Source organism: Stackebrandtia nassauensis DSM 44728, from assembly GCF_000024545.1.
Taxonomy (GTDB): Bacteria; Actinomycetota; Actinomycetes; order Mycobacteriales; family Micromonosporaceae; genus Stackebrandtia; species Stackebrandtia nassauensis.
Genome location: NC_013947.1, coordinates 6,177,274 through 6,200,812 on the forward strand (window position 1 = coordinate 6,177,274; position 23,539 = coordinate 6,200,812).

Sequence of the window (23,539 nt, forward strand, 5' to 3'; positions counted from 1 at the left end):
TCTGGGCGGTACGAAAGGACTGAACTCGATGAGAATTCGCGCGATCGCCGCGATGGGCCTGGCCGCCGCCGCACTGCTGACCGTGTCCGCCTGCCGGGTCGAACAGGGCGCCGCGCTGTTCGTCGGCGACGAGCGGATCAGCGAGAAGCGGGTCGACGAGGTGGTCGACAGCATCTCGGCCTCCGACCGGGCGAAGCTGGCCGATCTGAACCAGCTCACCGGCGGGCAGCTGCCGGACATCTCGACGGGGAACCTGCGCGGCTACGTCGTGGACGCGCTGGTGGTCACCGAGCTGGGTCAGCGGGTCGCCGCCGACACCGGTGTCAAGCCGGACCGCGAGTCCTCGTCGGTGATCAAGAAGAACTGGGAGCTGCTGGAGCTCGACAGCGACAGTGAGTTCGTCCAGCTGACCGCCGAGGCCGAGGCGTACCGCACCGTGCTGGTGGACGGGTCCAAGCCGCACCGCCCCAGCGACAAGGAGGTCGACGCGCTGACCGCCCAGCTGGAGCACACCTTCGGGCAGGAGCTCGACGAGCAGCAGAAGGCCGGGTTCGCTCAGTTCCTCACCAGTGAGGACGGACAGGTCGTCGTCGGTCAGCAGCGGCAGGTCTCCGACTACATCGCCGAGTACGACGTGACCGCCAACCCGCGCTACGGGCAGTCGTTCATCGTGATCGCCCGCAACGCCGGACCGCAGCCGCTCATCACCTCCGACATCCCCAGCTGACGTGACCGTCACGATTCACTGGCTGGTCACCACGCCACGGCTCCCCGCCGGGATGCTGACGCTTCAGGCGTGGGACGCGTTGCGCGCCAGTGAGTCCGTGTACGCCGCGCCCGGGAACCCGCAGCTGGGTGCCGTGCGCGCCGCCGGTATCGACGTCACCGAGTTGTCCGTGGACGACGCCCTCGACACGCTGCTGGAGCGCGGCGGCCTGTGGCTGACCACCGCCGAGGACGACGAGCCGGTCGCCAAGCAGCTGAGCGTGAAGCTCGCCGCCGACCCGTCGCTGGCCACTGTGGAGATAACCTTCGGTTCCTGGGACCCGCCGGGCGCCCGGCTGCTGGACCTGGTGGCCGTCATCGACCGGCTGCGCTCGCCGGGCGGCTGCCCGTGGGACCGGGAGCAGACCCACGAGTCGCTGGCGCCGTTCCTGCTGGAGGAGGCGTACGAGACCATCGACGCCATCCACTCCGGCGACCTCGATCACCTGCGCGAGGAACTGGGCGACCTGTTGATGCAGCCGCTGCTGCACGCCCGGCTGGCCGCCGAGGACGAGGACGGCTTCACGATCGACGACGTCGTCGCCGACGTGGTGGAGAAGCTGGTGCGCCGCCACCCGCACGTGTTCGCCGACGCGCGCGTCGACAGCATCGCCGACCTCAACGACACCTGGGATGCCCTGAAGCGGGCCGAGAAGCCGCACCGCAAGTTCGCCGTGGACGGTGTCGCGCTGTCCCAGCCCGCGCTGTCGCTGGCCGCGAAACTCCTGTCGCGCACCTCCCGCGAGAACCTCGACGTGCCACTCCCCGAGACCGCCGCGGATCCCGCTTCCTCCGAAGCGGCACTGGGTGCCGCGCTGCTGGGTCTGGTCGCCGCCGCCCGGGCGGCCGGTCTGGACCCTGAACTGGCCCTGCGCAAGGCCGCGCTCGATTTCGCCGACCGCTCCCGGGCCGTCGAATCCGGGAACAAGTCCGGGTAATCTCCGTTCGTTTCCCGCAAATCTTCCCGTTTTGCCACTGATTTCGGGGTAGCGGCGAACAGTTTCACCGTCCATCACCCCAGCTCGTCCACAAATTCGCCACCTCTTGTCGGTCATCGACATGTCTATCGCCCTATTGTCAACAATTGACAGGGGGATTTTGACCCAATTTGCCTAGATATATCCGGGCAAATTGGGTCATTATTGGAGGCCATTAAGTCGCGCTAAGGTTGATGCATGTCCCTCGGTGACACTCTTGCTCCCGTTCTTCGACGAAACGGGGGGTCGGCCGTCGGCTTTGAACCCCCCACGATCCGCGATGGCGAGCGGCTGTGGCAACTGGCCCTCGACTCCCGCACTCTCGATGTGAACTCCCGCTACAGCTACCTGCTGTGGTGCCGCGACTTCGCCGAAACCTCGGTGGTGGCGCGGCACGACGGCGAGGCGGTGGGTTTCATCACGGGGTACCGGCGTCCCGGCTCCCCCGGAACCCTGTTCATCTGGCAGGTGGCGGTGGCCGACTCGCACCGCCGACAGGGACTTGCCCGGCGCATGCTGGACAACCTCGCCGCGCGGCTGATCCCGCAGGGGATCACCGCGCTCGAGGCGACCGTCACGCCGGACAACCTTCCGTCCACGCGTCTGTTCACCTCCTTCGCCGAAGCGCGGGGAGCCGAACTGACCCGGGACGAGCTGTTCTCCGGGCAACTGCTCGGCGAGGGGCACCTGGCGGAGATCCTGTTCCGGATCGCGCCGCTGTCACCCGCGTCCGAATAGGACCCCGTTTCGGGACCCTAGCCGATCCCGCGCGGACCCACATCTCCTGATGCACCGCGACCGAGACAGCAGTCATCGGCCGACGAAGGAATACCTATGAAGATATTCGAAGAAGTCGAATCACAAGTTCGCTCGTACTGCCGCGGCTGGCCGACAGTCTTCGTCAAGGCCAAGGACGCCACGCTCCACGACGAAGACGGAAAGTCCTATATAGACTTTTTCGCCGGTGCGGGAACCCTCAACTACGGGCACAACCACCCCGTCCTCAAACAGGCGCTCATCGAGTACCTGACCGAGGACAACATCGTGCACGGCCTCGACATGTACACCGCCGCCAAGGGCCGGTTCCTCGACCGGTTCCGCGAGATCGTGCTGCGGCCGCGCGGCCTGGACTACAAGGTCCAGTTCCCGGGGCCGTCGGGCAACAACGCCGTCGAGGCGGCGCTGAAACTGGCCCGCAAGATCACCGGCCGCGAGACCGTCATCAGCTTCACCAACGGTTTCCACGGCATGACCCTCGGCGCGCTGGCGGTCACCGGCAACTCCATGAAACGCGGCGGCGCCGGGGTTCCGCTCAACCACGCCGCCACCATGCCGTACGACGGCTATCTGGACGGTCAGACACCGGACTTCCTGTGGCTGCGCAGTCTCCTGGAGGACAGCGGTTCCGGGCTCGACAAGCCCGCCGCGGTCATCGTGGAGACGGTGCAGGGCGAGGGCGGCATCAACGTCGCCAGCAAGACCTGGCTGCGGGGTCTGGCCGACCTGTGCACCGAGCACGACATCCTGCTCATCGTGGACGACATCCAGATGGGTTGCGGCCGTACCGGACCGTTCTTCAGTTTCGAGTCCGCCGGGATCACGCCCGACATCGTGACGATCTCCAAATCGCTGTCCGGCTACGGACTCCCGTTCGCGCTCACCCTGTTCAAGAAGGACCTGGACGTGTGGGAGCCCGGCGAGCACAACGGCACCTTCCGCGGTTTCAACCCGGCACTCGTCACCGCGGCCACGGCGCTGGAGCACTTCTGGACCGACACGAAGCTGGCCGAGGACACGCTCCGCAAGGGCGAGCTCGTCGACACCCGGCTGCGCGGCATCGCCGCCGAGCACACCGACGTCGGCAGCGACGTGCGCGGCTCCGGAATGGTGCAGGCGCTGGCCTTCGACGACCCCAAAATCGCCGCGGCCACCCGTGCCGAGGCCTTCAGCCGCGGCCTGCTGGTCGAGGGTGCGGGCCCCGAGGACGAGGTCGTCAAACTGTTGCCGCCGTTGACGACGACGGACGCGCAGCTGCACGAGGGCCTCGACGTCCTCGCCGATTCCGTCCGAGTGGCCATCAAGGAGTTGTCATGATCGTTCGCAGGCTCAACGAGATCGTCGGTACCGAGCGGGATGTGCTCGGCCACGACCGCGACGTCGCCGAGGGGACCTGGCGGTCCCGCCGTCTCATCCTCGCCAACGACCGGGTCGGTTTCTCGATGCACGACACCGTTCTGTACGCGGGCACCGAGACCTCCATGTGGTACGCCAACCACGTCGAGGCCGTCTACGTCATCGAGGGCAACGGCGAACTCATCGACAACGAGACCGGTCAGAAGCACGAGCTCTCGCCGGGAACCATGTACCTGCTCGACGGACACGAACGCCACACCCTGCGGGCTCACACCGACGTGCGCACCGTCTGCGTCTTCAACCCACCGGTCACCGGCAAGGAAGTCCACGACGCCAACGGCGTCTATCCACTTCTGACAGAAGACGACCCCCAATAGAACGGAGGCAGTTAAAGTGACCATTCAGGATATCTACCCCACCCGTTCCGGCCGCCAGCCCATGATGCTGTACCGCACCGAGGACCCGGTCGCCTACGGCACCGCCGACGACGGCCCGATCGACGCCGAGACCCTGGAAGGCTACGCCGACAACGGGTTCCTCACGATCGACGAGCTACTCGAGCCCGGCGAACTGGCCGAGTACCAAAACGAGCTCAACCGGCTGCTGGTGGACGAGAGCCTCGACGGCGACGAGCGTGTCGTGCGCGAGAAGTCCTCCAACGACGTGCGTTCCATCTTCGAGGTGCACAAGATCTCCGAACTGTTCGGCGACCTGCTCACCCACGACCGGGTCGCGGGCCGGGCCCGGCAGATCCTCGGCTCCGACGTCTACATCCACCAGAGCCGCGTCAACTACAAGCCCGGTTTCAACGGCAACCCGTTCTACTGGCACTCCGACTTCGAGACCTGGCACGCCGAGGACGGAATGCCCCGGATGCGGGCCGTCAGCATCTCCATCGCGCTGACCGACAACTACGCCTACAACGGCGGTCTGATGATCATGCCGGGCTCCCACAAGACCTTCGTGTCCTGTGTGGGCGAGACGCCGGACGACCACTACCGCGAATCGTTGAAGGAACAGGAGATCGGTACCCCCGACGAGACCTCGCTGTCGGTCCTCGCCGAGAAGCACGGCATCGAGCTGTTCACCGGCCCCGCCGGTTCGGCGACCATGTTCGACTGCAACTGCATGCACGGTTCCAACGGCAACATCACCCCGTTCCCGCGCTCCAACATCTTCGCGGTGTTCAACAGCGTCGAGAACACCTGTGTCGAACCGTTCGCGGCCAAGCACCCGCGTCCGCCGTTCATCGGCTCGCGGGACTTCACGCCAGTGAAGCGTTAGCACAGCACGCCAGTGAAGCGTTAGAAACCTCGCACCAGAAGCGAAGGCCCCGAATCCTCTCGGATTCGGGGCCTTCGTCATGGCTACCCTGGACGCCCCCTACGTATTGGAGTCCCTCATGGATCACACCGGCCCCCTGCGCGAGGACTTCGAGGCGGCGCGCGAGGGTGACTCCAACTCGATGTTCAACCTCGGTCTGGCCTTCGCCCGGATCGGGCAGATCGACGACGCCGTGCACTGGTACACCCGCGCCGCCGAGCACGGTGACAACGACGCCGTCGCGAACCTCGGGTTGCTGCTGCGGGACCAGGAACGGTATGACGAGGCCGAGAAGTGGCTGAGGCACGGCGCCGAGGCCGGGCATGCCATGTCGGCCAACAATCTCGGCAACCTGCTGCTGGGCTGGCTGCGCTTCGACGAGGCACTGTTCTGGGCCGAGCGCGCGGTGGAACTGGGCAGCACCGCTGCGGCCGGGAACCTGGAGCGGGTGCGACTGCTCGCCAGGTACCACGTCCCGGACACCGAACCGAACCGGGAGTTCGCACGCGGCATGGAACTGGTGGAGAAGGCCGATGTGGACGCCGCGCTGCCGCACCTGGGTGCCGCGGCGGCACAGGCTCACCCGGACGCGGCCTTCGAACTCGCGTCGCTGCTGGCCGCCCGCGACGAACGGGACGACGCCGCGGGCTGGTACCGCATCGCGACGATGCTCGGCAACCCCCGTGCGATGGTGCGGCTCGTGATGGTCTGTCTGCGACAGGGCAATCGCGACGAAGCCCGGCGATGGGCGGAGAAGGCGGTGGAGTCCGGTGAAACCCTCGCGGGCCCGCTGCTCGAAGCCCTCGACGAGGACTGAGACCCGGCCTCCGGTCGAGACGCGGACGGGCCGCCACGCTTTCGGCGTGACGGCCCGTCGAGCTGGTCCGGAGGATCAGGCGCGGTACTTCGGGAAGGCGGTGCGACCCGCGTAACGGGCGGTGTCGTCCAGCTCCTCCTCGATGCGCAGCAGCTGGTTGTACTTGGCGACCCGCTCGGAGCGGGCGGGGGCGCCGGACTTGATCTGTCCACAGCCGACGGCCACGGCCAGGTCGGCGATGGTGGTGTCCTCGGTCTCGCCGGAGCGGTGGCTCATCATGCAGCGCATACCGCTGCGGTGCGCCAGTTCCACGGCGTCCAGCGTCTCGGTCAGGGTGCCGATCTGGTTGACCTTGACCAACAGGGCGGTGGCCGCGGCGGTGTCGATCCCCTTGCGCAGCCGCTCGGGGTTGGTGACGAACAGGTCGTCGCCGACGATCTGGATCTTGCCGCCCAACTCGGCGGTCATGTCCGACCAGGCGTCCCAGTCGTCCTCGGACAGCGGGTCCTCAATGGAGACGATCGGGTGCTCGCCGATGAGGTTGGCGTAGTACTCGATCATGTCCTTGGCGGACTTCTTCTCGCCCTCGAAGGTGTAGCTGCCGTCGGCGAAGAACTCGGTGGCGGCCACGTCGAGCGCGTAGACGATGTCGCGGCCCGGCGCGAAGCCCGCCTTCTCGACGGCCTCGGTGATGAGGTCCAGGGCCTCGCTGTTGGCCTCCAGGTTGGGGGCGAAGCCGCCCTCGTCGCCCAGGCCGGTGGACAGGCCCTTGGACTTCAGCACCGACTTCAGCGCGTGGTAGGTCTCGGCTCCCCAGCGCAGCCCCTCGGCGAAGGTGGGGGCGCCGACGGGGGCGATCATGAACTCCTGGACGTCCACGTTGGAGTCCGCGTGCGAGCCGCCGTTGAGGATGTTGAGCATCGGCACCGGCAGCACGTGCGCGTTGGGGCCGCCCAGGTAGCGGAACAGCGGCAGACCGGCCGAGGCGGCGGCGGCCTTGGCGACGGCCAGCGAGACGCCGAGGATGGCGTTGGCGCCCAGGTTGGACTTGTCGGAGGTGCCGTCCAGGTCGAGCAGTTCCTGGTCGACCAGGCGCTGGTCGGCGGCGTCGATGCCCTGCAACGCGTCGACGATGCGCTCGTTGACGTTCTGGACCGCGTCCTCGACGCCCTTGCCGCCGTAGCGCTCCTCGTCCTTGTCGCGCAGCTCGATCGCCTCGAAGGCACCGGTCGAGGCGCCCGAGGGCACCGCGGCCCGCGCGAGGACGCCGTCGTCGAGCAGCACCTCGACTTCGACCGTCGGGTTGCCGCGCGAATCCAGGATTTCCCGGGCGGCGATGTTATCGATGCTTGCCACTGCTCGCACTCCTTATATTCGAGTCTTGGGATCACACGCCAGCGCGGCGCTGCGCTTCGACTGTGTTCGCCAAGAACCCTAGACCGCGTCGCTATCCGGCCAGCAGCCTGACCACGTGCTGTGGTGCCGGGCTCCCGAAGGACAGCATCCGGTCGTGCCAGTCGCGCCCCGGTCGGCCGGTCGGGCAGCTGTCGGCGATGGCGCGCATCTCGGTGTAGCCGACGAAGTACGTGGACAGCTGGGTGGACGACAGCAGCGCGCGGCGCCACTTGCTCGCGGCCTCGGCGTGGGCCTGGTGGCCGCGCCGGGTCATCAGGTCCATGGCCTCGGCCTCGGACATGTCGTCACAGTGGATCGACTGGTCGATGATGGCGTTGATGATCATGCGCAGCTGCATCTTCAGCTGCTGGGCCAGCACCTCCGGGCCGCCGTAGCCGTGCTCGACCATCAGCTCCTCGGTGTAGACCGCCCAGCCCTCCACGAAGGTCCCGCTCATCATCATGTCCCGCACCCGGGTGTTGCCCCGGTAGGTGCGGGCGTGGGCGAGCTGGACGTGGTGGCCCGGGATCGCCTCGTGGACGGTGAGGTTGCGGATCATGTGGTGGTTGTACTCGGAGTAGAACGACGCGACCTGTTCGGTGCTCCAGTCGGCCGGGGCCGGGCAGATCGCGTAGAAGGTCGGCATCGACGGGTCGTCCAGGGTGCCTGGCGGGTCGAGGTACGCGGCCGACACGCCCCGGTCGTGTTCGGGCATCTCCACGACCTCGAGCCGGTCGGCGGGGATGGTGATCAGGTCGTGTTCGCGCACGAAGTCGGTGGTCTCGGCGACCGCGCGGCGGGCGGCGTCCAGGACGGTGGCGTTGTCGGGGCGGTCGGCGCCCAGCCGGGCCAGCACCCGGGCGGTGACCTCGGCACCGGACGCGCCGTCGGCCGTTCCGCCGTCGCGGTCGAGTCGCGCCGCCAGTTCGTCGAGCTCGGCGGTGACCTCGTCCAGCCGGGTCCAGGCCCGGTCCAGAATCGACGCTCCCGCCATCGGCGTCTCCAGGGTGTGCCACAGCTTGGCGTCCCACAGTCGACGGCCCAGTCGCGGCGAGCGTCCGTCCGGCAGCCGCGACAGCCAGTCGGCGAACGCCTCCAGCTCACCGGCGACGGTCTCGACGTCGACGGTCGCACCGGCCTCTTCGGCCAGTCGCGGCACCTCGTCGCGCACCAGCGCGGCGGTGCCCCGGAACTGTTCGGCGCCGGTCTCGGCGTAGACGGCGGGCACGTCGGTCAGGTTGGCGCGCGCGGTGGCCAGGTGGTCGGGGATGGCCGCCAGCCGCGCCTGAAGTGCCGTCAGTCGTTCGGCAGCCGGGGCCGAGGGCCGCAGCAGCAGCGTGTTGAGCAGCATGCCGGGGTTGTAGACCAGCGGGTTCCACTCGTGGTCGCGGGTCTCGGTCAGCTCGAACAGCCGCGCGGCGACCTGGTTGGTGAGGATCTCCAGGTCGACGGCGTCGGGGGTGCCCAGGTCCTCGGCGTCGATCTCGACCAGCGCGTGCGAGGCCTCGGTCAGCATCGACCGCTTGGCGGCCAGGCCCTCGGACGAGTAGTCCGGCAGCCGGTCGTCGAAGCGGTGGTCTCCCGCCCACATCGCCGCCTCCGGGTCGGATTCCAGCAGCGCGTCGACGACGCGTTCGGCCCGGGATACGTATTCCTCGTGCATGCCCACACCGTAACCGCCCGAGGGGAGACGGTTTCCACCGCGTTTTCGGCCGTCAGTTGATCCGTCACAAAACCCTGACGGTTCGACCGATGTGCACATGGGCAATACTCAATATCGTTCAGCCTGCCCCAGGGCGAACACGGAGCACCGGCACGGTTCCGTCAGTAGGAAAGATCCACCTCGAGTTATACGTCAATCCCTTGTGGCGTGTACACCCCTTGCACAAAAGGACATATATGAAGAAGAAACTGATAGCCGGTGCTGTCATGGTCCTGGCGGCCCTGACCGCCCTGGTCGGTGGTGTCACCTTCGCCAACGCCGAAGGCGACGACTCCTCGACCAAGGTCGTGGGCGGCACGAAGGCCAAGAAGGGTGAGTTCCCCTTCATGGTGCACCTGTCGATGGGCTGCGGGGGCAGCCTGTACTCCAAGCAGATCGTGCTGACCGCCGCGCACTGCGTGGACGGCACCGGTCCGGACAAGTCGATCACCGCCACCATCGGCGTCGTCGACCTGAAGGACCCCGACGCCATCAAGATCAAGTCGACCTACGTCCACGTGTCCAAGAAGTACGAGGACAAGGGCGAGGACTGGGCGCTGATCAAGCTGGCCAAGCCGGTCCCGAACGCGAAGACCATCGCGCTCAACACCACCAAGAGCTACAACAAGGGCACCTTCGACATCGCCGGCTGGGGCGACACGAAGGAAGGCGCGGGCACCGGAAGCCGCTACATGATGAAGGCCAAGGTCCCCTACGTCACCGACAAGAACTGCCGCAAGGCCTACCCGGAGCTGAACGGCTACTGGGAGATGTGCGCCGGTAAGCCCGAGGGCGGCGTGGACACCTGCCAGGGCGACTCCGGTGGCCCGATGTTCCGCAAGGACGCCAACGGCCGCCGCATCCAGGTCGGCATCGTCAGCTGGGGCGAAGGCTGCGCCCGGCCGAAGTTCCCGGGCGTGTACGCCCAGGTGAGCTACTTCTACAAGGACATCATCGCCGCGGCGAAGACGATCTGACAGCTTTAACCGAAATCCCTTTCCGCTGGTCCCCGGCCCTTTCAGGGCTGGGGACCTTTGCTGTGTCCGACGGGTCTTTGACGTGACTCACCCTCCCCGTGGGCCACTATTGCAAGTAACTTGCAATAGCATGAGACTCGCATTTACTACCGGCTACTGAGGAGTACACAATGGGCACTTACTCGCTCCCCGACCTGTCCTACGACTACGGGGCTCTGGAACCGGCCATGTCCGGCGACATCCTCGAACTGCACCACAGCAAGCACCACGCCGCGTACGTCAAGGGCGCCAACGACACCCTGGAGCGCATCGCCGAGGCCCGCGAGAAGGGCGACTACGCCTCGCTGGTCGGCCTGGAGAAGACCATGGCCTTCAACCTGTCCGGGCACGTCCTGCACTCGATCTTCTGGAACAACCTGTCCCCCGAGGGCGGTGACCGTCCCGACGGGGAACTGGCCGCCGCCATCGACGAGCACTTCGGCAGCTTCGAGAAGTTCTCGGCCCAGCTGTCGGCCGCCACCACCGGCGTCCAGGGCTCGGGCTGGGGCGTGCTGTCCTGGGAACCGCTGGGCAAGCGCCTGATCATCGAGCAGGTCTACGACCACCACGGCAACGTCGGCCAGGGGTCCACCCCGCTGCTGGCCTTCGACGCCTGGGAGCACGCCTACTACCTCCAGTACCGCAACGTGCGTCCCGACTACGTGCAGCGGCTGTGGGACCTGGTCAACTGGAACGACGTCATCGCCCGCTTCGAAGCCGCCCGCGGCGTCAAGTTAGCGATGTCCCTGCCACCCTTCCAGGCCGCGCAACTGGCGGCCGGGGTGCTGGCGGCCCGGCATCGCGGAGACCTCCGCGATGCCGAGGCGCTGCTGGGATCCTTTCCGGACGAAGCCTCCAAGACCCGCGGCTTCCACGTCCTGGCCGAACTGTCGCTGTCACTGGTGCGCGCCCAGACCGGACAGACCATGGACGAGCTGATCCAGGAACTGTCCATCCAGCTGGCCCACGCCAATGAGCTGCTGCCACCGCCACGCGTCGACCCGTTAGCGTCCGGCAGAATGGACACGTGACAACTCGGCGCAGCCCGGCGGGCAGGAGACCCGGTGGCGGGAGCCAGCCCCGCCGCACCCGCCAGCGTCCCCAGAAACCGGCGGCGAAGCGCGCCCCCAGGGTCACCAAGACCGCCGCGCCGCAACCGAAGCTGCGCCGCATCCGCATCAAGCCACCGTGGCGGATGTCCGGCCGCACCGCCGTCATCGCGTTGGTGCTGTCGGCGCTGGCACTGTCCTATGCCTACCCGGTGCGCACCTACCTGGAACAGCGCGCCGAGATCAACCGGCTGCGCGATTCCCAGGGCGAACAGGCCCAGCGCATCGCCGAGCTGGAGGCCGAGCGCGCCAAATGGGACGACCCGGCCTACGTCAAGGCGCAGGCCCGGGAGCGGCTGCTGCTGGTCGAGCCCGGCGAGGAACTCATCATCATCGTCGACGACAAACCCGACAAGGGCGACAAGGACAGCGGCCCCTCGAAGTCGTCCAAGGACCCATGGTTCGATGACCTGTGGGAAAGCTTCGACAACGCCGACAATTCGGGATGACCCTTGGACCAGATCTCCGACGCTGACCGCGACTCCATAGCCGCTCAGCTGGGACGGCCGCCGCGCGCGGTCAACTCCATCGCCTACCGCTGCCCGTGCGGCAACCCGGCGGTCACCGAGACCCTGCCCCGGCTGGAGGACGGCACCCCGTTCCCGACCACCTTCTACCTGACCTGCCCCAAGGCGTCCGGCGCTATCGGCACCCTGGAGGCCTCGGGTCTGATGAAGGAGATGACCGAACGGCTGCGCGACGACCCCGAGCTGGCCGCCCGGTACCGCGAAGCCCACGAGTCCTATCTGGAACACCGCGCGAAGCTCGGCGAGGTGCCCGAGATCGACGGCGTCTCGGCCGGGGGCATGCCCGACCGCGTCAAATGCCTGCACGTCCACCTGGCCCACTCGCTGGTGGCGGGCCGGGGCGTCAACCCCTTCGGCGACGAGGCCCGCGACCTGATCGGCGAGTGGTGGGCGGCGGGCCCGTGCGTCGCGACCACGGAGGCTCGGGAATGAACGCGGACAAGGTTTCCCGCGAGCTGGACTACCGCTCGGCGCCGACCACGGTGGCGGCCATCGACTGCGGCACCAACTCGATCCGGCTGCTGATCTCACGGCAGTCGTCCGACGCGGCCAAACCCACCGACCTGGTGCGGATCATGCGGATCGTCCGGCTGGGCGAAGGCGTCGACACCACCGGACGCATCTCCCCCGCCGCCCTGGACCGCACCGCCGCCGCGCTGCGCGAGTACGCCGCTCTCATCGCCGAACACCAACCCAGCGCCGTGCGCATGGTCGCCACCAGCGCCAGCCGCGACGCCGACAACGCCGCCGAGTTCCGCGACCTGGTGCACGGCATCCTCGGCGTCATGCCCGAGGTCATCACCGGCGACGAGGAGGCCCGGCTGTCGTTCACCGGCGCCGTCGCCGACCTGCCCCCGGCCGCCGAGCCCCGGTTGGTGGTGGACATCGGCGGCGGATCCACCGAGTTCGTCCTCGGCACCGACCAGGCTGGTCCGGCCCGCAGCATGGACATCGGCTGCGTCCGCATGACCGAACGCCATCTGCGCGGCGACCCGCCGAGTGCCGAACAGGTCGCCGCCGCCGAAGCCGACATCACCGCCCGCGTCGACGAGGCACTGGCCACGGTGGACCCGAACCGCACCGCCACCGAGCTCATCGGCCTGGCCGGTTCGGTGACCACCGTCGCCGCCCTGGCCCTGGGACTCGACACCTACCAGCCCGAACGCATCCACCACGCCGAGATCTCCTACGACGACGTCCGGAAGGTGACGATGGCACTTTTGGGCCAGACCCGCGAGGAGCGGCTGGCCCACGGCGTCATGCATCCCGGCCGCGCCGACGTCATCGGCGGCGGCGCACTGGTGCTGCGGATCATCATGGAACGGTGCGGCGCCACCAGCGTCATCGCCAGCGAACACGACATTTTGGACGGTATCGCCGCGAGCCTCGCGTAACGTCCACAGTTCACTCCTTCCCGCGGCCTCGTCCGGCCGCCGGTGGCAGCTTGATGCCGTCCTGACCTGGTGTTGGAGCGCTAGCCTGGGGGTTTCGCACCCACCCCCCCACCGTCACCGGCGAGGAGCCGCCATGCCTTCGGTCAGAGACCGCCTGACGAACCTCAACATCGTCATCCAGTCCCCCGACCGCAGCGTGCGCGCGAACGTGACCCAGCAGCGCGGCATCACGGTGGATCTCGACGACCACGTCGCCGACTTCCACGACGACGCGACGCTGGCCGAGCAGGTCGAATCGGCGCTCACCGGTGCGGCCCAAGGCTTCGCCAAGGCCGCGGTGATGATCCGCCGCGAGGCGCACGGCGGCGACGCCAATCCCGACAGCCCGGCCGAACGCAAACGCCGGGAACTGGAACGCCGCATGGAGGAGGTGGAGGTCAGCATCGAATCGCCGCTGGGCCACGTGGCCATCGGCTGGCTCGGTGCCGACGCCATCGCGGTCACGATCAAACCCGGTTCGCTGCGGAAACTGCGGGTCGGTCAGTTGCGGGCCGAGATCAACGCCGCCGTGATGGGCGTGAGCGTGCTGCGGCAACGACAGGGCATGGACATCTACACGTCGATCTACGGATTCGACCGCTTCGGAAAACGAAAGGATCAGGGCCGATGAACGACGGACCCCCGCAAGTCTCGGTCGACCTGGCCGGGCTACGGCAGATCGGCGAGTACCACCTGCGGCAACTGGCCAACCACCACAACGGCGCCGCCGACAAGCTGGCCGGGGTGCAGTACAACAAGGGCGGCAACCTCTTCAAGAGCGCGGTCGCCGAGTCGGGAACCTACAGCGCCGCCTTCGAGAAATGGCTGGAGCTGTACGGGCTGGCGCAGGAGATCATGAAGCAGACCGTGACCAACCTGTCCGACCTGTCGGACGCCGTCATCGCGACCGCCGACTCCTTCTACGAGCAGGACATGAGCAACGCCGAGAAGCTCGCCTTCGACGAGGAGATGAACACCTACCGCTACGGCGACGAGGAATACCGGGAGACGGGCGGCGTCCGCGGCGAGGGTCCCACCGGCGGCGAACCCCCGGCGAAGCCGACCGACCCGCCGGACCCCACCGACACCACCTATATGGACGATCAGATCTACACCCGGGACGAGCAGGGGGACGGCTGACATGGTCGAAGTAGCGGAGATCATCAAGAAGGCCGAGGGCGTCGTGGAACGCGCCAACGACCTTCGCGCCCTGGAACTGCTGGGCATCGGCCCCGGCAACCCCGGCGCCATCCCCGGGTTCACCTCGGACTGGGTCAACGAGATGGGCGACTCGGGAGCGCAGGCGTGGAGCCGCTGGGACCAGAACAACGACCTGTCGGCCTCCGGGATCGACGCCTCCCGGTACGGCAACGAGTTCGACTGGATCGTTCCGCACTTCAAGACGATGTCCCTGGATGAGGGCGGCGCCAACATCTACGTGGACTACGAGGTGGTGCTGGGCCAGCTGAAGGAGGCCTCGCTGGCACTGGGCCCCGACGACGAGCAGTACGTCGAATCCCCGATGGTCAAGTCGATCGCCGACCTACAGGAAGGCTGGACCGGCAGCTTCCCCGTCGCGTTCCGGGAGAAGTTCGCCAACAAGCTCCAGTACATCACCCCGGCACAGAAGCGTGTGATCCAGGAACTCGGCGCCGCCCTCAAGGGACACTGGAACATCGTGCAGGGCGCCAGGGAGAGCCTGTTCTCCATCGCCGACGCGACCGAGAAGAAGCTCATAAAGACCATTCAGGACGATTACGCGGGCAGTTACGAGGGATCACAGGACGGCCCCAATGGCGCGATAGGACTGGCCATCTTCGGCTGCGCGATCGCGATCCTCGCCATCCCCGCTGCCGGACCCGCGGGAAGCGTCGGCTTCACGCTGGCGATCCTGAACGCGGTCAAGGGAGCCGGTGACGTGTGGCTGGCCTCGCAGAGCACCATCGAAGTCCCCGACGCCGTGGAGAAGGAACCGGTCGAGATCACCGGCGGCACCGTCGAGGAGATCATCGGCTCCATGAACGACAGGATCACCGAACTGGCCCAGAAGGTGACCAGCGAGGAAAGCGGTCACGCCGACGCGATCCAGGCCTCGATAACCTCCATCGAGGAATGCATGGCCCGTGGCGACCAGACCGCCTCCTACAAGGACAACCCCGCCGAGGACCCGTCCGGAAAACTGGTCCCGCACCGGCTGGCGTGGGCCGACGAACAACCCGAACTCGGCAGCGACCAGTTCGACCACACCAGCTACTAGAACGAGAACTCCATGATGGCCGCCGACTGCTTCGCCGCCGCGAACGCGAAGAACTCGACAAGACCCCGGTAGTAACCCTCCACATAGTCACGTTCATCGTCCCCGGAGTCCCACACCCGCGGGTACACCTCGGCGGCCATCATCTTCTCGGCGTCGTAGTGGGCGGCCAACCTTTCCCAGGGGGCCGCCCGCAACTTCTCCGCCACCTGCCGGACATGCGGGACGCTCCACCCGAACAGGGTCCCGTCCTCGTCGAGTGAGTCCCCGTCCATCAACAAGTCGATCCCGAGCCCCTCGGCCTCCATGAGGTACTGGATGCCCGCCCAGGCCTTGTCGAGATACCCGTCGGGCTCATCCTCGCTTTCCGGCTCGGCCAGCTCCTCCAGCAGCTCCTCCGCCCACTCCGGATCCTGCTCGGCCTTCGCCAGCTGCTCGGACGTCACCCGGGTGAACGAGACGACCATTCCCATGTTGGAACTCCTCAATTCCTTGCCCCGCAATGCTTCCCTGGGTGGGAGATCACGTGGCGCAATTACGTCAATCCCGGTCGTATTCGCCTCACCGCTGTCTATGCTTGGCCACGACCGGACGACTAGCCATTGTAGGCAAGTCGGACCGGTCGGACTTTTGCCCCTTATCGCTTCAGGAGACTCCCCCATGTCCTCGAAGTCCTCCCCCTCCCGACGCCTGATCGCCCGACTCAGTGCCCTGGCCCTGACCGCCGCCGTCGCACTCGGCACCACCCTGGTGGCCTCCCCCGCCACCGCCGCCCCGCTCGTCTTCGCCGGACTCGGCGACTCCTACGCCTCCGGGGTCGGCGCCGGCGACTACATCGGCTCCGACGACTGTTACCGCTCCAGTCACGCCTACCCGAAGCAGGTCGCCGACGCCTACGGCGAATACCTCTACTTCAACGCCTGCTCCGGAGCCAAGGTCCAGGACGTCATCGACAACCAGATCGGCAACATCAGCATCGCCGAACACATCACCATCGGTGTGGGCGGCAACGACGCCGGGTTCTCCCGGGTCCTGGGCGCCTGCGCCGGAACCGACACGGCCCTGTGTCTGTCCCAAGTAGAAGCGGCGAACACCTTCATCCGCGACGAACTCCCCGCCCGCCTCGACACGCTCTACACCAAGGTCGGCGAGCGCACCACCTACGCCGACGTCGCCGTCGTCGGCAACCCCCGCCTGTTCAACGGCACCACCTGCGCCGGAACCCTGGCCATCACCCCCGAGGAGCAGGAAGCGCTCAACGGCACCGCCGACCTGCTGGCCACCACGACCAAGGGCGTGGCCGCCGACCACGGCTACCGCTTCGTCGACCCCCGCGACGCCTTCGCGTCCCACGCCATCTGCTCGGCCGACCCCTGGCTGCTGGGCTGGACCGGCTCCCAGCTTGAGTCGTTCCACCCCAACGTGGCTGGCCAGAACGCCTACACCGATCTGCTCCTCTAACCCCCCGAACCACCCCGGCCGCTCGCACCGCAACGGTGCGGGCGGCCCTTTACGTATCAATGGCTCCCGGTGTTCTTGCGTTGGTTGGCGTAGAAGCGGGCCTTCTTCTCGCGGTTTCCGCAGGTGTTCATGTCGCACCATCGGCGGGTGCGGCTTTGGCTGGTGTCGAAGAAGGCGGCTTGGCAGGTGGGCGACGCGCACAGGGCGAGTTTTCCGTCGCGTTCGCCCGCGATGAGGCTGATCGCGTCGGCGGCGATGACGCTGAGGGCGTCTTCGACGGAAGAGGTCGGAGTGAGCCGCCATTGCCGATCGCCGTCGGGGGTGAGGATGGCGGCGGCTCGGCCCTGGGCGCTGTGGTCGTTGATGACGTGGACGGCGGCGGCGGGGAGGGCGTCGTGGATCGCGGCTGCTGTGGCTGCGGCGTGGATCGCCTCGCGCAGTTCCCGGGCGTGTTCGAGTTGGGCGGGGGTGCAGGAATCCACGGCCAGGCCGTACTCAGCCAGCCAGTCGATGAGTCGGTTCGGGGTGGGGATGCGCTCCACGGGTTCGCCGTGCCGCTCCGAGAGGGTGCCCGTGAAGCTGGTCGCCAGGACCTTGCCGAGACGGAAGTCGGGGAACCGAGCAGTCATGGAACCACCTTAGCTGGTTGCGCATCGACGCGGAAACGTGTTAGAACTGTCTTAGCCGGTTCCATTCGATGCGGCTCCATCGATGATCAGGAGGTCTCATGTCTCTTCTCACCAGCGACGTGGAAGCGTTCGAAGCCCATGCGGCGGAGGCTGACCTGGAAGACCTGCGCGCGCGGCTGGCGTCGGCGCGGTTGCCGGAGGTGGAGACGGTCTACCGGGACGCGCCCGACCCGCGCCGGTGGGATCAGGGCGTTCCGCTGGGTGATCTCGTGGACGTCGTGGAGTACTGGCGCACCGGGTATGACTGGCGGGCCTTCGAAACGCGCCTCAATCGGATCGGGCAGTTCCGCACGACCATCGACGGTCTGGGGATTCACTTCCTGCATCGCCGATCCCGCCGTGCGGATGCCACGCCGCTGGTCCTGACGCACGGCTGGCCGGGCAGCATCGCCGAGTTCGTCGATGTGGTGGACGAACTGGCGGATCCGGAAAGCGCGGACGCGCCAGCGTTCCACGTCGTGGTGCCGTCGTTGCCGGGGTTCGGGTACAGCGACAAGCCGACCAGCACCGGGTGGGGCATCGAGAAGATCGCGGCCGCCTGGGTGGAGCTGATGGGAAGGCTCGGTTACGACCGGTTCGCGGCCGCTGGCGGTGACTTCGGCGGGGTGATCACCACGATCCTCGGCGGCAGGTTCCCCGAGCACGTTCTCGGTGTCCACACGACGAGCCCGCAGGGGCCGTCCGGGTTGGCAGCGGATGGCCTGTCCATGGAGGGCCTGACGGCGGTCGAGCGCGAATGGGCCGAGGAGACCTCGGAATTCTGGTCCGGTGCCCGTGCCGCGTACGCGAAGCAGCAGGCGGCCCGACCGCAGACCATCGGGTACTCACTTGTGGACTCACCGGTCGGGCTGCTGGCCTGGATCCTTGACAAGTTCGCCGAGTGGACGGACACCAAGGACAGTCCGTTCGAGACGATCTCCATGGATCGCGTGCTTGACGACGTCACTCTGTACTGGCTGACGCGCAGCGGCGCGTCGGCGGCTCGGCTCTACTACGAGAGCCACAACTCGCTCGACCCTGAGCTGCGGGTCGACGTTCCGTCGGCGATCACCGTGTATCCCCGTGACGTCGAGAAGGTTCCGCGTCCCTGGGCGCGGGAACGGTTCCGGCGGATCGTTCGGTGGCGGTCACCCGAGGCCGGCGGACACTTCCCGTCGTTGGAGTTGCCCGAGTTCTTCGTGACCGATCTGCGGGAGGGCCTCGCGGCGGTGCTCGCGGCTGGGTGAGCCGTCATACGCGGTGCCAGCGGGCTTCGGCGAAGCAGTAGACGGCGAACAGGATCAACCCGACCGCCACCATCGCGAGTACGACCGGGCCGATGGGGAGTTCCACCAGGGACTTCAGTGCTCCGTCGATGCCGACGGCTTTGTCGGGGTCGTAGGTGATCGCCGACCTGCCGATCAGGATTCCGGCGGTGACGGCGATGATGCCTCGCGCGATGTACCCGGCGGTGCCGAGTTTCGGGACCAGCCTGGCGGCTTTGAGGTTGGTCACGAACATGTCCTTCATGAACTTCTGGGTCCAGCCCTCGTAGACCCAGTAGCCGCCCAGACCGATCAGGCCAAGGGCCGCCAGCCCGACCAGAACCTGGCCGCCGGGCAGCTCGAACACCGCGCTGGTGGCGTCCTTCGACTGGGAGTCGGTTGAGGCGGTTTTCGTTCCCCACAACAGCAGGCTCACGATCGAGATGACCAGCAGCGTGTAGACCACGGCGCGAGCGGCCGATTCGACGCGCTCCCGGACTTCGGGGCGCCCGAATATCGCTTCGCCGAGCTGCCACAACGTCAACGCGGTCAGACCCACCGCCATCACCCACAGCAGCACTTCGCCCAGGGGCTGGCTGGCCACCAGGTGGATCGCCCCGCTCTTGTCGGCGCTGCCGCCGTCACCGAAGGCCACCTGCAAGGCCAGCACTCCCAACAGGGCGTACAGGACGCCTCGGGCGGCGAAGCCGGGTTTGGCCAGTCGTTTGATGGCCGGGTGCTTCGCGGCCTTCCTCGCGGTTCGGGACACATCGGAACCCATCGCGGGCACCTCCTCGTGGTCTCCCCCGTATTGCCCAAACCGCCTGCGCCGTAACCCTTCTGACTGCCGCGAGACGAGATTCAGCGTGGTGCGAAGCGGTGGAGGGTGGCCATGGCGCGTTCGTCGGTGGTGGCGACGAACGCCAGCGTGACCTCGTAGGGGCCCGCTGGCAGGTCGATGTGGAGCGGGGACTCGGTGGCGCAGCCGCCGGGTCCGAAGTCGGCGAGGGCGTAAGCGGAGTCGAACATCACCAGGCCACCGGCGGACACGTGCCAGTGCAGTGGGGATTGCCAGTGGGCGTCGGGGATGCGGGTGTCGATCATGTCGAGCAGCTGGTCTTCGGAGTCCGCGCAGGTCCAGCGCGCGATGACGCGGTGTTTCGGTAGGTAGGTGGAGGACTGGGGCTCGTCGCCGAGGACGAGTGCCGTCAGTGGCGGCTGGGCGGAGTCGAACTCCACCAGGCCGTGGTATTCGTCCACTGTGCAGGCACGACCGTAGTCACCCCAGGTGGTGACGTCGTCGGAGTCGTCCGTGCCGTCCACCCCGCTCCAGCGGGCCGCGGTCGCGGCCTGGAGGACGACGATCGGTCCGCCGTCGGTCTCGACCCAGGTCAGGTGCCGTCGGCTCGGTCCGGATTCCATGTCGGACAACGGTACGCGGCGGGACGGCACCTCGGCCGGGTCAGGATCGGCGGATCTCGATGTCGCCGCCGGAGGTGCGGGCTCGGACCTTGACGGTGCGGTCGTCGGGTGCGGGTTCGCTGGTGTCGGTCAGGTGGTTGCGGATGCTGCCGAGGCTCGTCTGGAGGTCGAGCAGCGCGGCGGTGCCCTCGGGGACGCCGACCTCGATCTCGCCGAACGAGGTCTTGAGTTCTACTGTGCCCTGTTTTACCTCGCTGATGCGGATGTTGCCGGTCGAGGTGGTCGCGTCCACGTCCCCGTCGGCGCGGTCGATCACGATGTTGCCGTCGGTGCGCAGTCGCATCGGTCCGACGTGGTCCAGGACGAGGCGGCCCGCTCCGGTGCGGAACTCGCACCTGTCGAGCCGTCCGCTGGTGGTCAGGTTGAGCACGGATCCGTACGCCTTCGCGAACAGGCTCGACCCGGTGGGCACCGCGACCGAGATGTCGACCGACAGGTTGTTCTTGGTCGGGCCGATGTATTTGCGGAACTTCAGGCCCTTGATGGTGACGGTGTCGCCGGACAGTTCCACGTGGGTCTCGCTCGCGGCTTTGACGTCGGCTTCGTTGTCGGGGTTGGTGGGGGTCACGGTGACCGTCGTGTCGGTGCGGTCCTCGGCGGTGACGGTCACGTTGCCGAGCATCACGGTGATCTCGACGTTGACCGGTTTCGGGGTTTCGAACGTAGGCATGGTTTCTCTTTCTCCAAGGCAGTCTTGGGGTGGCGGCTAGCGCACCCATCCGGTGTAGCGCTGTTTTCCGACGGTGGTGACGTTGCGCGCGGCGGAACCGCGACCGCGCGATTCCAGGACGATCGCCGCCGCCCGCACCAGCCAGGCGTTGACGGATCGGCCCTCGGCTTCGGCGGCCTCTTCGACGCGGCCCTTGAACTGCTCCGACAGCCGCAGGTTGATGCGGGTCATCGGGCCGTCGTCGATGTCCGATGGCACCACGTTGGCGCCGTCTGGCTCCATCGGTTCGGTGTCCGGCGCGGCGGGTTCGGCGGCCAGCGGTGACGTGACCGCGAACGACGGCTCGCCGCCGCGCAGCCGGACTTCGACCGAACCCGGTGCCAGCTCAAGAGTGATGTCCTCGGTGGCTTCGGACAGCGCTTCCAGCAGCATCAGCCGGATCGTCGGTGCCAGTGCCGAGGCCATGCGCTCGGCGACCGCCTGGTTGTCTCCCTCAGGGTCGGCGAGCACCGCCAGTTGCCTTTGGGCGCTCTCCACATATGTTGTCAAATCCATGGTGCCATAATGGCACATCTTTGACTCAATCACAAATCACGTTGGCACCACATGACGGCAGTGGAGACGGAGCGTTTTGCTCCGGATGGGTGGCTACGATGAATCGAATGACAGCGCGAACTCGTCGGGCGCCTCGGCAGGCTGAGGCGGAGCGAAATGACCGGGCCCTGGTGGAGGCCGCCAAGGCTGTTGTGGCCGTGGACGGAGCGCACGCTTCGGTGGCGGCGATCGCGGCTCGGGCGGGGGTCGGTATCGGGAGCCTCTACCGGCGGTATCGGACCAAGGAAGAGCTGTTCCAGCACCTGTTGTCGGTGACGCTTGACCAGTATCTGGAGGCGGCCGAGGCGGGGCTGGCGATCGAGGACCCGTGGGAGGGGTTCGCCCACTACGTCCGCACGATTCTGGAGATCGGGCCCGGCTGGATGGGTCCGATCGCGGGGACGATCGGGTTGACCGAGGAGATCAACGAGAAGAACCGCCGGGCCGATGAGCTGGTCGCGGCGGTGGTGGAGCGCGCGCACACGGCGGGAGTGCTGCGGGACGACGCGACCTTGGTCGACGTCGAGTTGCTGATCGAGCAGTTGGGGAAGTCGCCGTTGCTGGACCAGCTGGAGACCAAGGGGCGCGTCGAACTGATGGACGCGGCCCGCGACGCCCGCGCCCGGATCACCGAGATCGTCCTGGACGGCTTGCGTGCCAAGGACAATCCGCGGTTGCCGGGGCGGGCGCCGGGGTACGAGCTGTTCTCGGCGCGCTGGGAGCGAGCCGAAGCGGACTTAGTTACGGCACACCCAGATCCGACTCGCTGATGCGGGCGAAGCGGATGTCGTCGCGGGCGTCGCCGTCGGGGTAGGCACCCGCTTCGTAGAGGAGTCCGATGTCGCCGTTGCCCAGAACGGCCATGTTGGAGTAACCGGCGCGGTCCTCGTCGATGACGGTGCCCTCGTCGACGCTCTGCCAGGTCTTCCCCTCGTCGAAGGACGAGCGGATCGTCATGGTCATGCGCAGCTTGGAGTGCACAGGGGACGCGAACAGCACCCGGTCGTAGGAGTCGCCGGAGTCGGTGGCGCGCAGGCGAAGGATCGAGCCCTGGACCTTGGGTGTGCCGACGAGGTCGGGAATCAGCTTGAACGGCGCCTCGAAGCTGGCTCCGGCGTCGGTGCTGACGGCGAAGGCGCGGGTCTGGGTGTTGGTGCCCGCGTTCTCCCGCGCCGCGGCGTAGATGCCGCCGTCGGTGCGCTCGAAGAGGTTCAGTTCCTGCGGGATGATGTCGTCGGTCGCGGGGACGTCGGTGGCACCGCGGGTCCAGGTCTCGCCGCCGTCGTCGCTGTAGACCAGGGCGGCGCCGTTCTTGCCGGAGCCGTCGGAGAAGTTGACGCCCACGACCAGCCGTCCGGCGTGTTCGCCCCGGGTGAGCTGGATGCCGCCGCCGGGGCCGGTGGCATACCAGCCCCAGTCGGGTTCGTCGATGACGTCGCCGAGGCTCTTGGCGGTGCTCCAGGTCTGGCCGTCGTCGTCGCTGTGTTGGACGTACGGGGTGCGGGGCTGGTCGGCGTTGGACGGGTTGTGTGTGGACAGCAGCACGATGCGGCCGGTGCTCTCGTCGAGGATCGGCACCGGGTTGCCGCGGGTGGCGGCCGCGTCGGGGTCGTCGTCGGTGCCCTGTAGCACGATCTGGGACTTGCCCCAGGTCGCTCCGTCGTCGGTGGAGCGTTTCATGACCAGGTCGATGTGGCCGGTGTCGCCGCAGAACTCGGTGCGGGCTTCGGCGAAGGCCAGCAGGTCGCCGTTCCCGGCCCGCAGGATGGCGGGGATGCGGTGGCAGCCGTAGCCGTTCTCGCCCTTGGTGAAGATGGTCTGGACGTCGGGGGCGGCGGAGGCGGGGCCTGCGGTGAGCAGACCGGCGGTGACGGTCAGCGCGGCCACGGCCGCGATGACGAGCGGACGGAGCAGTCTCATGATGGGCACCCTCACGTTCGGTGGAGAC

At 67.5% G+C, this 23,539-nt stretch carries 26 protein-coding genes and 1 pseudogene; 18 read left to right on the forward strand and 9 right to left on the reverse strand.

The window, feature by feature from the left end; all coding sequences use genetic code 11:
* The first annotated feature begins 28 nt into the window (after positions 1 to 28).
* The 7 genes from SNAS_RS28750 to SNAS_RS28780 all read left to right on the forward strand — a co-directional run bounded on the left by SNAS_RS28750 (position 29) and on the right by SNAS_RS28780 (position 6,015).
* Positions 29 to 727, forward strand: a complete 699-nt coding sequence (locus SNAS_RS28750; RefSeq protein WP_013021010.1) for a hypothetical protein — start codon at positions 29 to 31, stop codon at positions 725 to 727.
* Between the two features lies 1 nt (position 728).
* Positions 729 to 1,703: a nucleoside triphosphate pyrophosphohydrolase gene (locus tag SNAS_RS28755; RefSeq protein WP_013021011.1), complete on the forward strand. Its 975-nt coding sequence runs from the start codon at positions 729 to 731 to the stop codon at positions 1,701 to 1,703.
* A gap of 237 nt (positions 1,704 to 1,940) precedes the next feature.
* On the forward strand, positions 1,941 to 2,480 hold the full coding sequence (gene ectA, locus SNAS_RS28760; RefSeq protein ID WP_013021012.1) for a diaminobutyrate acetyltransferase: 540 nt from the start codon (positions 1,941 to 1,943) through the stop codon (positions 2,478 to 2,480).
* 96 nt (positions 2,481 to 2,576) lie between these two features.
* Positions 2,577 to 3,836, forward strand: coding sequence for a diaminobutyrate--2-oxoglutarate transaminase (gene ectB / locus SNAS_RS28765; protein WP_013021013.1), 1,260 nt, complete (start codon positions 2,577 to 2,579; stop codon positions 3,834 to 3,836).
* A complete protein-coding gene (locus tag SNAS_RS28770) occupies positions 3,833 to 4,252 on the forward strand; it encodes an ectoine synthase (protein WP_013021014.1) in 420 nt (139 codons plus the stop codon). Before ectB ends, SNAS_RS28770 begins: the two co-directional genes overlap by 4 nt.
* Positions 4,253 to 4,313: 61 nt before the next feature.
* Complete coding sequence (thpD, locus tag SNAS_RS28775) at positions 4,314 to 5,159, forward strand: ectoine hydroxylase (RefSeq protein WP_052305182.1); 846 nt, start codon at positions 4,314 to 4,316, stop codon at positions 5,157 to 5,159.
* Positions 5,160 to 5,238: 79 nt separating this feature from the next.
* The gene (locus tag SNAS_RS28780) at positions 5,239 to 6,015 is read left to right on the forward strand and encodes a tetratricopeptide repeat protein (RefSeq protein ID WP_013021016.1); all 777 of its coding nucleotides are present in this window, start codon (positions 5,239 to 5,241) and stop codon (positions 6,013 to 6,015) included.
* A gap of 75 nt (positions 6,016 to 6,090) precedes the next feature.
* Here SNAS_RS28780 and eno read toward each other — a convergent pair whose 3' ends face one another.
* Positions 6,091 to 7,371 carry a phosphopyruvate hydratase gene (gene eno, locus SNAS_RS28785; RefSeq protein ID WP_013021017.1) on the reverse strand — a complete coding sequence of 427 codons (1,281 nt, stop codon included), beginning with the start codon at positions 7,369 to 7,371 and terminating at the stop codon, positions 6,091 to 6,093.
* Between the two features lie 91 nt (positions 7,372 to 7,462).
* On the reverse strand, positions 7,463 to 9,073 hold the full coding sequence (locus SNAS_RS28790) for a DUF885 domain-containing protein (RefSeq protein WP_013021018.1): 1,611 nt from the start codon (positions 9,071 to 9,073) through the stop codon (positions 7,463 to 7,465).
* Between the two features lie 236 nt (positions 9,074 to 9,309).
* Here SNAS_RS28790 and SNAS_RS28795 point away from each other — a divergent pair, with 236 nt between their 5' ends.
* From SNAS_RS28795 to SNAS_RS28830, 8 genes and pseudogenes are all read left to right on the forward strand, one after another.
* Complete coding sequence (locus tag SNAS_RS28795) at positions 9,310 to 10,089, forward strand: S1 family peptidase (protein ID WP_013021019.1); 780 nt, start codon at positions 9,310 to 9,312, stop codon at positions 10,087 to 10,089.
* A 170-nt stretch (positions 10,090 to 10,259) separates the two neighbouring features.
* A pseudogene (locus SNAS_RS28800) lies at positions 10,260 to 10,853 on the forward strand (superoxide dismutase); the annotation flags it as partial.
* 302 nt (positions 10,854 to 11,155) lie between these two features.
* On the forward strand, positions 11,156 to 11,686 hold the full coding sequence (locus SNAS_RS28805) for an FtsB family cell division protein (protein ID WP_144300673.1): 531 nt from the start codon (positions 11,156 to 11,158) through the stop codon (positions 11,684 to 11,686).
* Positions 11,687 to 11,689: 3 nt separating this feature from the next.
* A complete protein-coding gene (locus SNAS_RS28810) occupies positions 11,690 to 12,196 on the forward strand; it encodes a DUF501 domain-containing protein (protein WP_013021022.1) in 507 nt (168 codons plus the stop codon).
* The gene (locus tag SNAS_RS28815; RefSeq protein WP_013021023.1) at positions 12,193 to 13,158 is read left to right on the forward strand and encodes a Ppx/GppA phosphatase family protein; all 966 of its coding nucleotides are present in this window, start codon (positions 12,193 to 12,195) and stop codon (positions 13,156 to 13,158) included. Before SNAS_RS28810 ends, SNAS_RS28815 begins: the two co-directional genes overlap by 4 nt.
* Before the next feature lie 133 nt (positions 13,159 to 13,291).
* Entirely contained in the window at positions 13,292 to 13,828 is a 537-nt protein-coding gene (locus SNAS_RS28820; protein ID WP_013021024.1) for a hypothetical protein, read from the forward strand.
* Positions 13,825 to 14,337 carry a type VII secretion target gene (locus SNAS_RS28825; RefSeq protein WP_013021025.1) on the forward strand — a complete coding sequence of 171 codons (513 nt, stop codon included), beginning with the start codon at positions 13,825 to 13,827 and terminating at the stop codon, positions 14,335 to 14,337. Before SNAS_RS28820 ends, SNAS_RS28825 begins: the two co-directional genes overlap by 4 nt.
* Before the next feature lies 1 nt (position 14,338).
* A complete protein-coding gene (locus tag SNAS_RS28830; protein WP_013021026.1) occupies positions 14,339 to 15,454 on the forward strand; it encodes a hypothetical protein in 1,116 nt (371 codons plus the stop codon).
* On the opposite strand, the gene SNAS_RS28835 is transcribed toward SNAS_RS28830, so the two are convergent.
* Positions 15,451 to 15,924, reverse strand: coding sequence for a YfbM family protein (locus tag SNAS_RS28835; protein ID WP_013021027.1), 474 nt, complete (start codon positions 15,922 to 15,924; stop codon positions 15,451 to 15,453). The two genes, SNAS_RS28830 and SNAS_RS28835, sit on opposite strands and share 4 nt — an antisense overlap.
* Positions 15,925 to 16,111: 187 nt before the next feature.
* On the opposite strand from SNAS_RS28835, the gene SNAS_RS28840 reads away from it, so the two are divergent.
* On the forward strand, positions 16,112 to 16,912 hold the full coding sequence (locus SNAS_RS28840) for an SGNH/GDSL hydrolase family protein (protein WP_013021028.1): 801 nt from the start codon (positions 16,112 to 16,114) through the stop codon (positions 16,910 to 16,912).
* Positions 16,913 to 16,968: 56 nt separating this feature from the next.
* Here the strand turns inward: SNAS_RS28840 and SNAS_RS28845 are convergent, their stop codons facing one another.
* Complete coding sequence (locus SNAS_RS28845) at positions 16,969 to 17,541, reverse strand: CGNR zinc finger domain-containing protein (protein WP_013021029.1); 573 nt, start codon at positions 17,539 to 17,541, stop codon at positions 16,969 to 16,971.
* A gap of 98 nt (positions 17,542 to 17,639) precedes the next feature.
* Here SNAS_RS28845 and SNAS_RS28850 point away from each other — a divergent pair, with 98 nt between their 5' ends.
* Positions 17,640 to 18,827: an epoxide hydrolase family protein gene (locus SNAS_RS28850; protein WP_013021030.1), complete on the forward strand. Its 1,188-nt coding sequence runs from the start codon at positions 17,640 to 17,642 to the stop codon at positions 18,825 to 18,827.
* Between the two features lie 4 nt (positions 18,828 to 18,831).
* Here the strand turns inward: SNAS_RS28850 and SNAS_RS28855 are convergent, their stop codons facing one another.
* The 4 genes from SNAS_RS28855 to SNAS_RS28870 form a co-directional block, all read right to left on the reverse strand.
* Positions 18,832 to 19,626 carry a DUF1206 domain-containing protein gene (locus SNAS_RS28855; protein WP_013021031.1) on the reverse strand — a complete coding sequence of 265 codons (795 nt, stop codon included), beginning with the start codon at positions 19,624 to 19,626 and terminating at the stop codon, positions 18,832 to 18,834.
* 80 nt (positions 19,627 to 19,706) lie between these two features.
* Positions 19,707 to 20,267, reverse strand: a complete 561-nt coding sequence (locus SNAS_RS28860) for an immunity 21 family protein (RefSeq protein ID WP_013021032.1) — start codon at positions 20,265 to 20,267, stop codon at positions 19,707 to 19,709.
* Between the two features lie 40 nt (positions 20,268 to 20,307).
* Positions 20,308 to 20,997 (reverse strand): DUF4097 family beta strand repeat-containing protein, encoded by a 690-nt coding sequence (locus SNAS_RS28865; RefSeq protein ID WP_013021033.1) that lies wholly within the window; start codon positions 20,995 to 20,997, stop codon positions 20,308 to 20,310.
* Between the two features lie 36 nt (positions 20,998 to 21,033).
* Positions 21,034 to 21,552 (reverse strand): hypothetical protein, encoded by a 519-nt coding sequence (locus SNAS_RS28870; protein ID WP_041625236.1) that lies wholly within the window; start codon positions 21,550 to 21,552, stop codon positions 21,034 to 21,036.
* Between the two features lie 98 nt (positions 21,553 to 21,650).
* Between SNAS_RS28870 and SNAS_RS28875 the strand changes: the two genes are divergently transcribed.
* Positions 21,651 to 22,361, forward strand: coding sequence for a TetR/AcrR family transcriptional regulator (locus SNAS_RS28875; protein WP_013021035.1), 711 nt, complete (start codon positions 21,651 to 21,653; stop codon positions 22,359 to 22,361).
* Here SNAS_RS28875 and SNAS_RS28880 read toward each other — a convergent pair.
* Positions 22,333 to 23,511: a sialidase family protein gene (locus tag SNAS_RS28880; protein WP_013021036.1), complete on the reverse strand. Its 1,179-nt coding sequence runs from the start codon at positions 23,509 to 23,511 to the stop codon at positions 22,333 to 22,335. The two genes, SNAS_RS28875 and SNAS_RS28880, sit on opposite strands and share 29 nt — an antisense overlap.
* Positions 23,512 to 23,539 lie beyond the last annotated feature (28 nt).

Coding starts and splice junctions, on each gene's coding strand:
- SNAS_RS28750 (WP_013021010.1), top strand. CDS start 29: ATGAGAATTCGCGCGATCGCCGCGATGGGCCTGGCCGCCGCCGCACTG.
- ectA (WP_013021012.1), top strand. CDS start 1,941: ATGTCCCTCGGTGACACTCTTGCTCCCGTTCTTCGACGAAACGGGGGG.
- ectB (WP_013021013.1), top strand. CDS start 2,577: ATGAAGATATTCGAAGAAGTCGAATCACAAGTTCGCTCGTACTGCCGC.
- SNAS_RS28770 (WP_013021014.1), top strand. CDS start 3,833: ATGATCGTTCGCAGGCTCAACGAGATCGTCGGTACCGAGCGGGATGTG.
- thpD (WP_052305182.1), top strand. CDS start 4,314: ATGATGCTGTACCGCACCGAGGACCCGGTCGCCTACGGCACCGCCGAC.
- SNAS_RS28780 (WP_013021016.1), top strand. CDS start 5,239: ATGGCTACCCTGGACGCCCCCTACGTATTGGAGTCCCTCATGGATCAC.
- SNAS_RS28790 (WP_013021018.1), bottom strand. CDS start 9,073: ATGCACGAGGAATACGTATCCCGGGCCGAACGCGTCGTCGACGCGCTG.
- SNAS_RS28795 (WP_013021019.1), top strand. CDS start 9,310: ATGAAGAAGAAACTGATAGCCGGTGCTGTCATGGTCCTGGCGGCCCTG.
- SNAS_RS28815 (WP_013021023.1), top strand. CDS start 12,193: ATGAACGCGGACAAGGTTTCCCGCGAGCTGGACTACCGCTCGGCGCCG.
- SNAS_RS28820 (WP_013021024.1), top strand. CDS start 13,292: ATGCCTTCGGTCAGAGACCGCCTGACGAACCTCAACATCGTCATCCAG.
- SNAS_RS28825 (WP_013021025.1), top strand. CDS start 13,825: ATGAACGACGGACCCCCGCAAGTCTCGGTCGACCTGGCCGGGCTACGG.
- SNAS_RS28830 (WP_013021026.1), top strand. CDS start 14,339: ATGGTCGAAGTAGCGGAGATCATCAAGAAGGCCGAGGGCGTCGTGGAA.
- SNAS_RS28835 (WP_013021027.1), bottom strand. CDS start 15,924: ATGGGAATGGTCGTCTCGTTCACCCGGGTGACGTCCGAGCAGCTGGCG.
- SNAS_RS28840 (WP_013021028.1), top strand. CDS start 16,112: ATGTCCTCGAAGTCCTCCCCCTCCCGACGCCTGATCGCCCGACTCAGT.
- SNAS_RS28845 (WP_013021029.1), bottom strand. CDS start 17,541: ATGACTGCTCGGTTCCCCGACTTCCGTCTCGGCAAGGTCCTGGCGACC.
- SNAS_RS28850 (WP_013021030.1), top strand. CDS start 17,640: ATGTCTCTTCTCACCAGCGACGTGGAAGCGTTCGAAGCCCATGCGGCG.
- SNAS_RS28855 (WP_013021031.1), bottom strand. CDS start 19,626: ATGGGTTCCGATGTGTCCCGAACCGCGAGGAAGGCCGCGAAGCACCCG.
- SNAS_RS28860 (WP_013021032.1), bottom strand. CDS start 20,267: ATGGAATCCGGACCGAGCCGACGGCACCTGACCTGGGTCGAGACCGAC.
- SNAS_RS28865 (WP_013021033.1), bottom strand. CDS start 20,997: ATGCCTACGTTCGAAACCCCGAAACCGGTCAACGTCGAGATCACCGTG.
- SNAS_RS28870 (WP_041625236.1), bottom strand. CDS start 21,552: ATGGATTTGACAACATATGTGGAGAGCGCCCAAAGGCAACTGGCGGTG.
- SNAS_RS28875 (WP_013021035.1), top strand. CDS start 21,651: ATGAATCGAATGACAGCGCGAACTCGTCGGGCGCCTCGGCAGGCTGAG.
- SNAS_RS28880 (WP_013021036.1), bottom strand. CDS start 23,511: ATGAGACTGCTCCGTCCGCTCGTCATCGCGGCCGTGGCCGCGCTGACC.